Source organism: Lactobacillus sp. WILCCON 0058, assembly GCF_057198005.1.
In genome coordinates, this window is record NZ_JBUBHM010000001.1 from 736,794 (window position 1) to 749,463 (window position 12,670).

Annotated in this window: 13 protein-coding genes; 12 read left to right on the plus strand and 1 reads right to left on the minus strand. The window is 51.8% G+C overall.

The features are described 5' to 3' along the window. Positions 1 to 180: 180 nt before the first annotated feature. The 7 genes from ACYVUU_RS03640 (at position 181) to mreD (ending at position 7,996) form a co-directional block, all read left to right on the plus strand. The gene (locus ACYVUU_RS03640) at positions 181 to 2,820 is read left to right on the plus strand and encodes a valine--tRNA ligase (RefSeq protein ID WP_484499972.1); all 2,640 of its coding nucleotides are present in this window, start codon (positions 181 to 183) and stop codon (positions 2,818 to 2,820) included. Positions 2,821 to 2,824: 4 nt separating this feature from the next. Next, positions 2,825 to 4,090: a bifunctional folylpolyglutamate synthase/dihydrofolate synthase gene (locus tag ACYVUU_RS03645; RefSeq protein ID WP_484499973.1), complete on the plus strand. Its 1,266-nt coding sequence runs from the start codon at positions 2,825 to 2,827 to the stop codon at positions 4,088 to 4,090. 25 nt (positions 4,091 to 4,115) lie between these two features. Next, the gene (locus ACYVUU_RS03650; protein ID WP_484499974.1) at positions 4,116 to 4,796 is read left to right on the plus strand and encodes an HAD family hydrolase; all 681 of its coding nucleotides are present in this window, start codon (positions 4,116 to 4,118) and stop codon (positions 4,794 to 4,796) included. Positions 4,797 to 4,844: 48 nt separating this feature from the next. After that, entirely contained in the window at positions 4,845 to 5,459 is a 615-nt protein-coding gene (locus ACYVUU_RS03655; protein WP_439774668.1) for a JAB domain-containing protein, read from the plus strand. Positions 5,460 to 5,549: 90 nt separating this feature from the next. After that, entirely contained in the window at positions 5,550 to 6,554 is a 1,005-nt protein-coding gene (locus ACYVUU_RS03660) for a rod shape-determining protein (protein WP_004560533.1), read from the plus strand. A gap of 51 nt (positions 6,555 to 6,605) precedes the next feature. Beyond that, positions 6,606 to 7,457 carry a rod shape-determining protein MreC gene (mreC, locus tag ACYVUU_RS03665; protein ID WP_439774667.1) on the plus strand — a complete coding sequence of 284 codons (852 nt, stop codon included), beginning with the start codon at positions 6,606 to 6,608 and terminating at the stop codon, positions 7,455 to 7,457. Continuing rightward, complete coding sequence (mreD, locus tag ACYVUU_RS03670) at positions 7,457 to 7,996, plus strand: rod shape-determining protein MreD (protein WP_484499975.1); 540 nt, start codon at positions 7,457 to 7,459, stop codon at positions 7,994 to 7,996. The genes mreC and mreD overlap by 1 nt, the downstream gene beginning before the upstream one ends. A gap of 58 nt (positions 7,997 to 8,054) precedes the next feature. On the opposite strand, the gene ACYVUU_RS03675 is transcribed toward mreD, so the two are convergent. Continuing rightward, positions 8,055 to 8,177 (minus strand): DUF4044 domain-containing protein, encoded by a 123-nt coding sequence (locus ACYVUU_RS03675; RefSeq protein ID WP_439774665.1) that lies wholly within the window; start codon positions 8,175 to 8,177, stop codon positions 8,055 to 8,057. 117 nt (positions 8,178 to 8,294) lie between these two features. Between ACYVUU_RS03675 and ACYVUU_RS03680 the strand changes: the two genes are divergently transcribed. From ACYVUU_RS03680 to ACYVUU_RS03700, 5 genes are all read left to right on the plus strand, one after another. Beyond that, positions 8,295 to 8,624, plus strand: coding sequence for a DUF3397 domain-containing protein (locus ACYVUU_RS03680; protein WP_439776256.1), 330 nt, complete (start codon positions 8,295 to 8,297; stop codon positions 8,622 to 8,624). A gap of 131 nt (positions 8,625 to 8,755) precedes the next feature. Beyond that, entirely contained in the window at positions 8,756 to 9,187 is a 432-nt protein-coding gene (gene mraZ, locus ACYVUU_RS03685) for a division/cell wall cluster transcriptional repressor MraZ (RefSeq protein ID WP_003619156.1), read from the plus strand. A 2-nt stretch (positions 9,188 to 9,189) separates the two neighbouring features. Further along, entirely contained in the window at positions 9,190 to 10,134 is a 945-nt protein-coding gene (gene rsmH, locus ACYVUU_RS03690) for a 16S rRNA (cytosine(1402)-N(4))-methyltransferase RsmH (RefSeq protein ID WP_484499976.1), read from the plus strand. Positions 10,135 to 10,145: 11 nt separating this feature from the next. Beyond that, on the plus strand, positions 10,146 to 10,502 hold the full coding sequence (ftsL, locus tag ACYVUU_RS03695) for a cell division protein FtsL (protein ID WP_439776254.1): 357 nt from the start codon (positions 10,146 to 10,148) through the stop codon (positions 10,500 to 10,502). Then, positions 10,502 to 12,664, plus strand: coding sequence for a peptidoglycan D,D-transpeptidase FtsI family protein (locus tag ACYVUU_RS03700; protein WP_484499977.1), 2,163 nt, complete (start codon positions 10,502 to 10,504; stop codon positions 12,662 to 12,664). Before ftsL ends, ACYVUU_RS03700 begins: the two co-directional genes overlap by 1 nt. The last annotated feature ends 6 nt before the right edge of the window (positions 12,665 to 12,670 follow it).

Genomic DNA, 12,670 nt, shown 5'->3' on the forward strand with positions numbered 1-12,670 from the left:
GAGAGACCGGAAGGCGCCTGGTAGCTTGATTCGCTGGCCGGCTGAAGCAGGAGTAAGCCGGTCCGGTATCCGCGCCGTTACCGCGTTTAAGCGGAGCATTATGCTCAATTTAGGTGGTACCGCGGTTATATATCGTCCTAGACATTTACTTGTCTAGGACTTTTTTATTGGAGGAAATTTATGACAGAATTAGCACCAAAATACAACCCGCAAGAGGTTGAAGCTGGCCGCTATCAAGAATGGCTGGACGAGGACCTGTTCAAGCCGTCCGGCGACAAGAAGGCCAAGCCTTACTCAATCGTTATCCCGCCGCCAAACGTTACTGGCAAGCTGCACCTGGGCCACGCCTGGGACACGGCGATTCAAGACACCTTGATCCGCTACAAGCGGATGCAGGGCTATGACACCCTTTACCTGCCAGGCATGGACCACGCCGGCATCGCCACCCAGGCCAAGGTTGAAGCCCGCCTGCGTGAACAAGGGGTCAGCCGCTATGACCTGGGCCGGGAAAAGTTTGTGGAAAAGGTCTGGGAATGGAAGGACGAATACGCCAACATCATCAAGAGCCAGTGGCAAAAGCTGGGTCTGTCCCTGGACTACAGCCGGGAACGCTTTACCCTGGACAAGGGCTTATCCAAGGCTGTCCGCCGGGTTTTCGTTCAGCTCTACAATGAAGGCTTGATCTACCGGGGTGAATACATCATCAACTGGGACCCGAAGCTGCGGACTGCCTTGTCTGACATCGAAGTTGTCCACCAGGACGACCAAGGGGCCTTCTACCACATCAACTACCCGCTGGCTGACGGTTCTGGCAGCGTGGAAATTGCTACTACCCGGCCGGAAACCATGTTTGGTGACACGGCCGTGGCTGTTGCCCCAGGGGATGAACGCTACAAGGACTTGGTTGGCAAGAAGCTGATTCTGCCGCTGGTTGGCAGGGAGATCCCGATCATTGAAGACCAGCACGTCGACCCGGAATTCGGGACTGGTCTGGTGAAGATTACCCCGGCCCACGACCCGAACGACTTTGAAGTCGGCAACCGGCATGACCTGCCACGGATCAACGTGATGAACGATGATGGGACCATGAACGACAAGGCGGGCAAGTACGCCGGCATGGACCGTTTCGACTGCCGCAAGCAGCTGGTTGAAGACCTTAAGGCTGAAGGCTACCTGATCAAGGTTGAACCAATCGTCCACTCAGTTGGTCACTCTGAACGTTCCGGCGTGCAAGTTGAACCTCGCCTGTCCACTCAATGGTTCGTCAAGATGAAGCCGCTGGCTGACAAGGTTTTGGAAAACCAAAAGGGCGAAGGCAGAGTCAACTTCGTGCCAGACCGCTTTGAAGGCACTTTAGAGCGGTGGATGGAAAACGTCCACGACTGGGTCATCTCCCGTCAGCTCTGGTGGGGTCACCGGATTCCTGCTTGGTACAACAAGCAGACCGGGGAAATGTACGTCGGTGAGGAAGCGCCAGAAGATATTGAAAACTGGGAACAAGACCAGGACGTTCTGGACACTTGGTTCTCCAGTGCCCTCTGGCCATTCTCAACTTTGGGCTGGCCGGATGAAGACTCTGCTGACTTCAAGCGCTACTTCCCAACCAACGCCTTGGTAACTGGCTATGACATTATCTTCTTCTGGGTTTCCCGGATGATCTTCCAAAGCCTGCACTTCACTGGCGAGCGGCCATTTGACAATGTCGTTTTGCACGGTTTGATCAGAGACGAGCAGGGGCGGAAGATGTCCAAGTCCCTGGGCAACGGGATCGACCCAATGGACGTCATTGACAAGTACGGCGCCGACGCTTTGCGCTGGTTCCTTTTGAACGGGACCGCGCCTGGCCAGGACACCCGCTTCAGCTACACCAAGATGGACGCTGCCTGGAACTTCATCAACAAGCTCTGGAATGCCAGCCGTTTCGTGATCATGAACCTGCCGGAAGACGCCAAGCCTGCCCAAAAGCCGGACACCAGCAAGTTTGACCTGGCTGATGCCTGGATTTTTGACCGCTTGAACCACACTGTCAAGGAAACCAACCGTCTCTTTGACGAATTCCAATTCGGGGAAGCCGGTCGGGAAATGTACAACTTCATCTGGAATGACTTCTGTGACTGGTACATCGAAATCTCCAAGGTTGCCCTTTACGGCGACGATGAAGAACTGAAGGCCAGAAAACAGGCTAACTTGACCTGGATTCTGGACCAGATCCTGCGCCTCATCCACCCAATCATGCCATTCGTGACTGAAAAGCTCTGGCTGTCCATGCCGCATGAAGGCAAGTCCATCATGACTGCTGCTTACCCGAAAGCCCACGATGAATTTGACAACGCCAAGGCTGATGAAGACATGGCCTTCTTGATCGAAATCATCAAGGCTGTCCGGAACATCCGGATGGAAGTGAACGCTCCAATGTCCAGCGCTATCGACATCTTGATCCAGCTTGATGACGAAGAGAATGAAGCAATTCTGCGGGATAACATGGAATACGTGGAAAACTTCCTGCACCCGAAGAAGCTGGAAATCTCCGGCAAGATCAACGCTCCGAAATTAGCCAAGACGGCTGTCATCGCGGGGGCCCAAATCTTCGTGCCGCTTTCAGAACTGGTTGACCTGGATGAAGAAATCGCCAAGATGGGCAAGGAAGAAGCCCGCCTGGAAGCTGAAGTCGACCGGGCAAGCAAGAAGCTGGCCAACAAGGGCTTTGTTGACCACGCTCCAGCTGCCGTGGTTGAAAAGGAAAAGGGCAAGCTGGCTGAATACGAAAGCCAGCTGGCCGGCGTGCGCGACCGCATCAAGGAATTGAAAGAAAGTCGTTAAAGACGTGAAATTTAAGACAGTTAATGAACTTACCGCTTACCTCTATCATTTGCCGCGCTTGCACGAAAAGAGCGACCTGACCTATGTCAAACGGGTGCTCAAGGCTCTGGGCGATCCCCAGGACAAGGTCAAGTGCTGCCACATTACGGGAACCAACGGCAAGGGCTCAACTGCATATTACCTGAGCAATCTGCTCCAAAAGGCCGGTCAGCAGACTGGCCTTTTTGTTTCGCCCTTTATCATCCGTTTTAACGAGCGAATCCAGCTGAACGGGCAGGCAATTGCGGATGAGGACCTCTTGGCCGTTGCCAACGAAGTTGAAGCAGCGGTCGGCCGCCTGCGCGAAGAAGAGGCGAATTTTGCCCTGGTTACCTTTGAATATGAAGTCGCGATGGCCTTTCTCTTTTTTGCCAAGCAAAAATGCGACTACGCGGTTATTGAAGTTGGCATTGGGGCTGAGCATGATAAGACCAACGTGATAACGCCCGCGGTCAGCTTGATTACCACAATTGGCCTTGACCATGAACAGATCATCGGGCCGACCTTGGCGGACATTGCTAAAGAAAAGAGCGGAATTATCAAGCCGGCTGTCCCAGTTATTCTCGGCGATATTCCGGCCAGCGTGCGGAGAATCGTTGAAGAAAAAATCACCAAAACTGCCAGTCCTGCTTACTGGCTGGGCCAGGACTTCCAGGTTAAGGAAGAAAAAACAGGCTATGAGCTGCTAGTTGCCGGACAAAAATACCAATTGCCGGCCTGGCCCCTGCCTGAAGCTAAAGACGCGGCCATGGCTTTGGCGGCTTTTGCCGTATTGCCTCTTGCTTTAAGCGAAAAGGCAGCAGAAGAAGCCTTGACCAAAACGACGGTTCCTGGCCGCTACCAGCGCTTGGAAAAGGCGGGATGCAGCTTTTTGCTGGACGGGGCTCACAATGTCCAGGCTGGCCGCGAGCTTGCGGCATATGCCCGCGGCCTGGCCAAAGAAAAGGGCGGCCGGCTTTTGGTTTTAGCCGGCATGATGAAGGACAAGGACTTGAGCGACTTTTTAGCCTTGCTGAAGGACGAAAAAGTAACCTTGACCAGCCTGGCCTACCCGCGGGCTGCCAAAAAGGCTGACTTTCCGGCCTGGGCCCAGGAAAAATTTGCCTATGAGGGTGATTTGAACCAAGCTTTAAAGCAAGTGATGGCGGAAGCTGGCGACCAAGACTTGATCTTGGTTACGGGTTCTTTTTACCTGGTCAGCGCGGTTCTGCAGCTTCTGCAGGTGGACTGAGGATGAAAGATGAAAGAGGAAAAATATGCGTGTTGAAGCTTTAAAGACGGACAAGCAGGGGGTTATTTTTGACATGGATGGACTCCTGGTCAACTCCGAAGAGCTCTACTGGAAGGCCAACATCCAGGCTGCCCGGGAATACAAGCTGGGCATCAGCGATGATACTTACTTGGGCTTGGTTGGCGCCAGCGTCAAGGCCATGGATGAATTTTACGAAAAATACTTTCCAAGCAATGAGGTCCGCCAGGCTTTTGTCAAGCGGACTGACGACCTGGTCTGGGAGTGGACCGACCAGGGCAAGCTGAAGCTGAAGACCGGAGTCAAGGAGGCCCTGGAGCGCTTTAACGATCTGGGCTTAACGATCGGGATTGCCAGCAACAACTATAAAAGCGTGGTTGACCACAATCTCTGGGTGACCGGCTGCCGGAACAGCTTTGACTTTATCGTTACCCATGATGAAGTTGCTGAGAAAAAACTCCGCTCCAAGCCTTTCCCGGACCTCTATCTGGCTGCCCAGGAGCGCAGCGGCCTTAGTAAAGACCAGCTCTTGATTTTTGAAGACTCCAGCATGGGGGTCGAGGCAGCGGAAAATGCCGGGATTGATTGCGTTATGATTCCGGACCTTAAGCCTGCTACAGCAGAAGACCGGGCGCGGGCCCAAATGATTTGTCCGGACTTTTTTGACTTTTTGAAAAAAATTTCCTAGTTTTTGGCGTAATTAGTAGTAGAGCGTAAAAATAAGGAGGAAAGTCAAATGACTGAAACTACGCAAAACTACTATTATGTTGAAAGTGACCGTGACCTGCTCAAGCTGCTCTTTGACCAGCTGCCCTGCCAGAGTCTGGATGATCTGTTGCACTTGCTGGACCAAAAGCACATTGCCAGCTTCAAGGACATCTTGGACTATGCCTCAGGCCCCGATTGTTCCAATGACCTGGCCTTGACCATCGAGGTGGCCATGGATCGTTTGCGGCGGACTGACATGCGGCGCAGCTCTGACTGGGCCAGCAGCTCTAAGATTGGCAATTACCTGGCCAATAAGCTGCTGGGGCAAAAGCAGGAGCAGTTCTGGGTCCTGTATTTTGACCAGCAGCAGAATCTGTTGGGGGAAAAAATGCTTTTCCAAGGCACCCTGGACCGGTCCTGGGTCCACCCCAGAGAAATTTTCCGCTGGGCGGTGGTCTACGGCTGCGCCAGCATTATTGTGGCCCACAACCATCCCAGCGGGGCGCTGACTCCGTCAGACAATGACCTGGAACTGACCAAGGGCTTGAAAAAAGCCAGCAAGATCATGAAGATCACCTTTCTGGACCATTTCATCATCGGCGGAGGCGAATACTTGAGCCTGCGGGAGAGGGAATTGTTTTAAAATTAGCTAAAATTTGTACCAATCCATGACTTTCACGGGCATTATGCTATAATTAAGCAAGATTAAGCGAGTAAATAAGGAGAGATATCCGTGTTTGGATTAGGTTCAAAGAATATCGGCATTGACCTGGGTACCGCCAACACCCTGGTCTACGTTGAAGGCAAAGGCATCGTTTTGCGTGAGCCTTCAGTCGTTGCCAAGAATACCAAGACTGGCGAAGTTATTGCAGTTGGTTCAGAAGCCAAGGAAATGATCGGCAGAACTCCAGGCTCAATCGTGGCTATCCGCCCGATGAAGGACGGGGTTATCGCTGACTACGACACGACCGCGGCCATGCTTAAGTACTTCATGGGCAAGACGGTCGGCAATTCCAAGCCTTCAGTCATGATCTGCGTGCCTTCAGGCGTCACTGAAGTTGAAAAGCGCGCAGTTATTGACGCTGCCCGGGTGGCAGGCGCCAGAGAAGCTTATGTGATTGAAGAACCATTTGCCGCAGCTATCGGTGCCGGTTTGCCGGTTATGGAACCAACTGGTTCCATGGTTGTTGACATCGGTGGTGGTACGACTGACGTAGCCACTATTTCCCTGGGCGGGATCGTTTCTTCAACTTCCATTCGCCAGGCTGGTGACAAGTTCAACCAAGCAATCACCAACTTCGTTCATGGCAAGTACAACCTGCTGATCGGTGAAAGAACCGCTGAAGACATCAAGATCCAAATCGGTTCAGCTTCCGTGGAAGCAGCCAAGGAAATCGAATCCATGACCATCCGCGGCCGTGACCTGGTGTCAGGTTTGCCGAAGTCATTGGAAATCAGTGCCGTTGACGTTGCAACTGCTATTCAAGACGTTGTTCAAGACATCATTGTTGCGATCAAGGAAACTTTGGAATTGACTTCTCCTGAAATTGCCGCAGACGTAATTGACCATGGTATCGTCCTGACCGGTGGTGGTGCCCTGCTCAAGAACTTGCCAGAAGTCATCTCTGACGCGACCAAGGTGCCGGTCTTCATCGCTCAAGATCCGCTTGACTGTGTAGCAATCGGTACCGGTGAATCTTTGAAGCACCTGGACGTAATGCGGAAGACTAGCAGATAAGAAATAAGAAAACCGGCCTCCGGGCCGGTTTTTATATTTGGATAGGTGTCTATGAAGAATTTTTTTCAAAACAGGAAAATGCTGGCGGCTTTTGGAACCGTGGCGCTTTTAGCAGCCCTGCTTGGCTCAACGGTGATGCTGAGAAATAACTTGAGCGCGCCGCTTTTAATCCAGCGCTTGGGCAATGATATCGTCTCTGTTGGTTCAAGAATCGTGAGCGTGCCGGTTTCCTGGTTTACTGACGGAATCGACAGTGTCAATGACTTGAAGAACGCTGCTGACGAAAACAGCCATTTAAAGAAGAAAGTATCTGAACTGGCTCAAGTAGAAGCCAGAAACGCTGCCTTGGAAAAGGAAAACAAGCAGCTGAAGGCAGCGGCTGGAATCAAGAAGACCTTGACCGGCTATACGACAACGACTGCTTCAGTAATTTCCCGCTCAAGCGACAGCTGGTCAGAAGTCTTGACCATTGACAAGGGGAAGAGCTCAGGCTTAAAGAAGGACATGGCAGTTATGTCTGGCGGCGGCGTGATTGGCCGGATCCTGGAAGTCGACGCGGCTACGAGCAAGGTGGAACTGATTACCACGACTGACAGCTCAGCCAACCGCTTTGCCGTGCAAGCCACGACTGACACGGGCAAGGTTCTTCACGGGATCATTAGCGTGCAGTCCGGCGGAACTTTGACCTTCACCCAGGCCTCCAGCTCAAGCAAGCTGAAGAAGGGGACCAAGGTCTACACCAGTGGCCTGGGCGGGACTTCGCCAAAAGGGCTCTTGATCGGGACGGTGGCGGAAACCACCAAGGACAGCTTTGGTCTGTCTGACTTGATCAAGATCAAGCCGGCCGGCAATTTGAGCGACGCGTCCGTGGTAACGGTCGTCAAAAGGAGCGTGGCTGGCTAATGCGGATTTTTAAGCAATGGGTTTTGGCAATCGCTCTTTACCTGGCCATGGTTTTGGAAGGGACTTTGTCCGTTTACCTGCAGCCGGCCTTGACCTACCAGCATGGCCGGGCAGGGCTCTTGATCCTGCCAATTTCCGTTTTGATCATCGCTTATGAAGATGACCGGAATGAAAAAGAAATCTGGCTGGCTCTGGTTGCCGGGGTGGTTGCTGATCTCTATTTCTGGGGGATCATCGGGATCTATACCTTTATCCTGCCAGCCCTGTCGGCATTTGGCCGCTGGTATGCCCGGGTCTTTCCCGAACTCTTCGTTTTCCGTCTGCTGGGCAACATTCTGGCGATTACCGTTGCCTGCCTTTATACCTGGCTGGTTTTCCGGTTGATTGGCTGGACGGATCTGACCTTGAAGGCGATTGGTTTCAGCTTGTTGTACACGGCTGGCTGGACAACCGGGATCAGCCTGTTGACCTACTGGCTTTGGGCCAAGCTGGCCAGATCTTATCCTTTCCTGGTTGACTTGGACAATTACCGGTATTAATAAGCGCATAAAAAAAGCGGCCAGCGTGAAGCTGACCGCTTTTGAGCGTATTGCCGGTTTATTGGGCAGTTAAGTAGTAAATGACTGAGGCTGCCACGCCAAAGAGCGTGATTAAAGCCATCAGAACTACCATGAAATTCTCAATTTTTTGAAATGTCGACTTTTTCTTTTTACGTGCCATAGAAGCCTCCTATATGAGAGTGATTATAACCTTTTTGGCGGCGATTTGCAATTTGCTTGCTGCACTTTAAGAGAAAAATAAAATTGTGTTAAACTAGCTAGCAGATGGAGGAAAATTATGCTGATGATATTCTTATTGCCGGTCTTTGGCCTGGCCGCCGCCTACCTGGTCAACTTGATCTGGCCCAAGGCCGCTTTTAGAGGCTACGACGTTATGCCTTTCTTTTTGATCTATGCCTGCCAGCTGATGACCAATTTAAAGGGCGTGCCTTCCTTTTTGCCTGCCGGCTTTCTGCTTTACTTCATATTGATACTGCTGGCCGCAATCAGATGGGCCATGATCAATAAGAACATTTCCCTGGGGAAAATGTTCCGCCAGTTCTGGTCCTATCTTGATGCCTGCAGTTTCTTTTGGTACTGCGGACTGCTTTTGGTCGTTTTAATCTGAATGAGAACTGTCAACCGCCCTTGGCGGCTGGCAGTTTTTTAATTTTTTCGGAAATCTGCTTGTGTTTTTCAGATATTGTGGTTTAAAGTGGGGATTTGTGGTAAATTGTTAACAGAAGGGAGGAGCCTGCCATGTTCATGGGCGAATACCAGCACAATTTGGACGCCAAAGGCCGCTTGATCATTCCGGCAAAGCTGCGCGAACAGATTGGGCCAGCCATGGTTTTGACCCGGGGCATGGAAGGCTGCATTTTTGGCTATCCTTTGACGGAATGGGCCAAGATCGAGGCCAAGCTGGCCAAGCTTCCTTTGACGAAGAAGAACGCGCGGAGTTTTACCCGGATGTTTTATTCGGGCGCCATGGAAGGTGAATTCGACAAGCAGGGGAGAATCAACTTGTCCCCCACCTTGAAGAAGCATGCCGGCCTGGTTAAGGAATGCGTCATTGTCGGCGTCTCCAACCGGATTGAAATCTGGGCCAAGGAGCGCTGGGAAGAGTATTCTGACGAAGCCAATGAAAGCTATGATGAAATTGCGGAAGATTTGGACGATATCGAGTTATAAAGATGGAATTTAAGCATACTAGCGTGTTATTGCACGAAACAATTGACAACCTGGCCCCTCACAGCGGCGGCACTTATGTGGATGCCACCTTCGGCGGGGGCGGGCACGCAAGATACCTGCTAAGTAAGCTGGATAAAGGAAATCTGATCGGTTTCGACCAGGATCAGTACGCGATTAACACCGCCCAGAGCAATTTCGCTGACTTTTTAAAAGAAGACAGCCAGCCGCGCTTGCAGCTGGTCCACAACAACTTCAGTCACTTAAAAGAAGAACTGGATAAGCTGGGCATCAGCGGCATTGACGGCATCTACTATGACCTGGGTGTTTCATCCCCGCAGCTGGACCAGGCTGAGCGCGGTTTTTCCTACCGTTTTGATGCCAGATTAGACATGCGGATGGACCAGAGCCAGGACTTTGACGCCTACCAGCTGGTCAACCAGTATGACCAAAAGCAGCTGGCTGACGTTCTTTACCGTTATGGCGACGAGAAGTTTTCCCGGCAGATCGCCAGAAAGATCGTTGAAAGAAGACGGGTCAAGCCGATCGAAACTACTTTTGAACTGGTAGAGATCATCAAGGAAGCCATTCCGGCAGCAGCCCGCCGCAGCGGCGGACACCCGGCCAAGAAGAGCTTCCAGGCCATCCGGGTGGAAGTCAACCACGAGCTGGACGTTTTGCAGGCCTCTCTGGAAGAAGCCATCAGCCTGCTTAATCCCGGCGGCCGGATCAGCGTCATTACCTTCCAGTCTTTGGAAGACAAGATCGTCAAGAAAACCTTCAAGAAGTATTCAGAAGTTGAAATTCCCCGCGGGATGCCGGTTGTGCCCGAAGGGATCAAGCCAACTTTACGCCTGGTCAACCGCAAGCCAATTACGGCTAGCGAAGAAGAACTGGCGGAGAACAACCGGTCACACAGTGCAAAATTAAGAGTAGCAGAGAAATTATAAAGAGGACCACAATGGCTGGAAACACAGTTAGAAAATATAATTACGAACCAGAAGAGGAAGCCCGGAAAAGTCCTCGTTTGGTGGTTGACCCGCAGAAGGTGCCGTACTCAGCTTTTGAAAAGCTGCTGGCAGCCTTGGGCCTGCTTGGAGCAGCTGCCTTGATTACCTTGAACGTGTCTGCCAGCGTTTCGGCGACTTACGCCCAGCGGCAGTTAACCAATGTCAAGGAATCAATTACCAAGCAAAAGAACGCAACGGCTGACTTGCAGCAGGAAATTGGCGAGCTATCGTCAAATACCCGCTTGAACAAGATCGCCCAAAGTCAAGGACTGAAGTTGCGTGAAAATAACATTAGGACAATTCGCTAATGAAGAAGACCACTAATTTAAGAAAAATAAAATCCAGAGCACACGGCTATCGCTTTACAGTTGGGAGAATTCTAGAGCTAGTCGTTGCTTTGGTTTTTCTTTTTTTTGCTGGCCGCATGCTCTATCTGTCGATTTCCAAGACCATTGACGGCCAGGACATCAGTAAGAGAACTGCCGCGATTTACCGGCGCAACACTGTTTTGACGGCTAACCGGGGCACGATTTACGATAAAAACGGCCTGGTGATTGCCCAGGACTCCCACACCTACACGGTTTACGCGATTTTGGACAAGACTTATGTCGACTCCAATAAGAAACCGCTCTATGTCAAGGACAAGGAAAAAGCAGCTGAAAAGCTGGCCACGGTTTTGCCAATTTCCAAAGCGAAAATCCTCAAGTATCTGAATCCAAAAAACAAGAACACCTTCCAGGTACAGTTCGGGACAGCAGGATCCGGTTTAACCTTGACTGAGAAAAAGAAGATCCAGGCCATGCACCTAACGGGGATCAAGTTCATGGAAACGCCGTCCCGCTTGTATCCAAATGGGGTTTTTGCCTCAAACGTGGTCGGCTACACGGTTTCAAAGACCAATTCCAAGAGCCAGGCGACGGAACTGGAAGGGGTCACGGGGCTTGAAGCCTACTTTAACAAGATCCTCAAAGGGACCAACGGTTATGAGACCAGCATGGTTGACTCCACGGAAAATCAGCTGCCAAGCGGGTCTCATTCCTACAAGGCAGCTAAAGACGGGGACAATCTTTACTTGACGATTGATTCCCAGCTGCAGAGTGCCCTTGAAACATATATGAGCAAGGTGCAGAAAAACTACAAGCCTAAAGCCATGACGGCCGTCATTGAAGACTTGAAGACCGGGAAGATTCTGGCAGCTTCTCAGCGGCCGACCTTCAACTCCCAGACCAAGGCCGGGATCAGCAAGGCGGGCAGCAACCTCCTGGTCCAGTCCAGCTATGAGCCTGGTTCTGTTTTCAAGATCCTGTCTCTGGCAGCCGCGGTCAACAGCGGCAACTATAATCCCAATGCCTACTACCGGTCAGGGTCAATTACTGTTTCTGGCTCCACCATCTATGACTGGCAGAAGTCCGGATGGGGGACGATTCCATACTCCCAGGCCTTCCCTCGTTCCAGCAATGTCGGGATGGTCTACTTGGAAAGAAAGATGGGGGCCAAGCTCTGGCGCAAGTACCTCAAGATGTTCCGCATTACCCACAAGACCGGGATCACCCTGCCAGGTGAGGTATCCGGCAGCTTGTCCTTCTCCAGCCCAGTTGACCAGGCGGTAACTTCCTTTGGTCAAGGGGTCACGGTCAACGTCATGCAGATGATGCAGGTTTACAGCGCCCTGGCCAACAACGGGCAGATGGTCAAACCGCAATTGGTGGAAAAAATTACCGATTCTTCCGGCAAGACGGTCAAGAGCTACAAGGTTCAGAAGGTCGGCAAGAAAATTTTTACGGCCCAGACCAGAAAAGTAGTTATGCAGAACATGAAGAAGGTTCTGGATGAAAAAATTGGGACGGGCCACACCTACTACATGAAGGGCAAGGACTTCGGGGTCAAGACCGGGACCGCCCAGATTGCCAAGGCAACCGGCGGCTACATGACCGGGGACCGGAACTACATCTTCTCAGTCGTAGGGATTACCCCGACCGACAATCCCCGCTACTGCATTTACTTGACCATGAAGCAGCCAAGCCGTTTAGGCAGCGGGGCGGAAACCATCCTGGCCCAGATCTTCAAGCCGATGATGAGCCGGCTGGTTCTGTTGAACAAGGGTGACAAGTCGGCTTCAGCCGTGGTCAAGGTGCCGAAATTCACTGGCATGACCTACGCCAAGGCTAAGAAGACCGCGACCTCAAACGGCCTCAATCTGGTTCGGCTGGGGACCGGGTCCAAGGTTCTCAGCCAAAAGGCAGCAGCGGGAGAAACGGTATCCGTTGGCAGCACTGTCTTTGTTTTAACTAGCGGCAAGATCACCCTGCCGGATTTGACTGGCTGGAGCGAAAGCAAATTGGAGGCTTATGCCTCCCTGGCTGGAATCAAGCTGCAGCTGTCGGGCAGCGGCAAGGTCAAGTCGCAAAGCCTGGCTGAGGGGACAACTGTTAAATCAGGGACGAAATTGAAAGTAGAGTTAAAGGAGTAATAGATC

Bases quoted from the DNA above. Each gene is read 5' to 3' on its own strand.
- ACYVUU_RS03680 (WP_439776256.1), top strand. From the start codon at position 8,295: ATGCTGATGATATTCTTATTGCCGGTCTTTGGCCTGGCCGCCGCCTAC.
- ACYVUU_RS03650 (WP_484499974.1), top strand. From the start codon at position 4,116: ATGCGTGTTGAAGCTTTAAAGACGGACAAGCAGGGGGTTATTTTTGAC.
- ftsL (WP_439776254.1), top strand. From the start codon at position 10,146: ATGGCTGGAAACACAGTTAGAAAATATAATTACGAACCAGAAGAGGAA.
- mreD (WP_484499975.1), top strand. From the start codon at position 7,457: ATGCGGATTTTTAAGCAATGGGTTTTGGCAATCGCTCTTTACCTGGCC.
- mreC (WP_439774667.1), top strand. From the start codon at position 6,606: ATGAAGAATTTTTTTCAAAACAGGAAAATGCTGGCGGCTTTTGGAACC.
- rsmH (WP_484499976.1), top strand. From the start codon at position 9,190: ATGGAATTTAAGCATACTAGCGTGTTATTGCACGAAACAATTGACAAC.
- ACYVUU_RS03675 (WP_439774665.1), bottom strand. From the start codon at position 8,177: ATGGCACGTAAAAAGAAAAAGTCGACATTTCAAAAAATTGAGAATTTC.
- ACYVUU_RS03700 (WP_484499977.1), top strand. From the start codon at position 10,502: ATGAAGAAGACCACTAATTTAAGAAAAATAAAATCCAGAGCACACGGC.
- ACYVUU_RS03655 (WP_439774668.1), top strand. From the start codon at position 4,845: ATGACTGAAACTACGCAAAACTACTATTATGTTGAAAGTGACCGTGAC.
- mraZ (WP_003619156.1), top strand. From the start codon at position 8,756: ATGTTCATGGGCGAATACCAGCACAATTTGGACGCCAAAGGCCGCTTG.
- ACYVUU_RS03640 (WP_484499972.1), top strand. From the start codon at position 181: ATGACAGAATTAGCACCAAAATACAACCCGCAAGAGGTTGAAGCTGGC.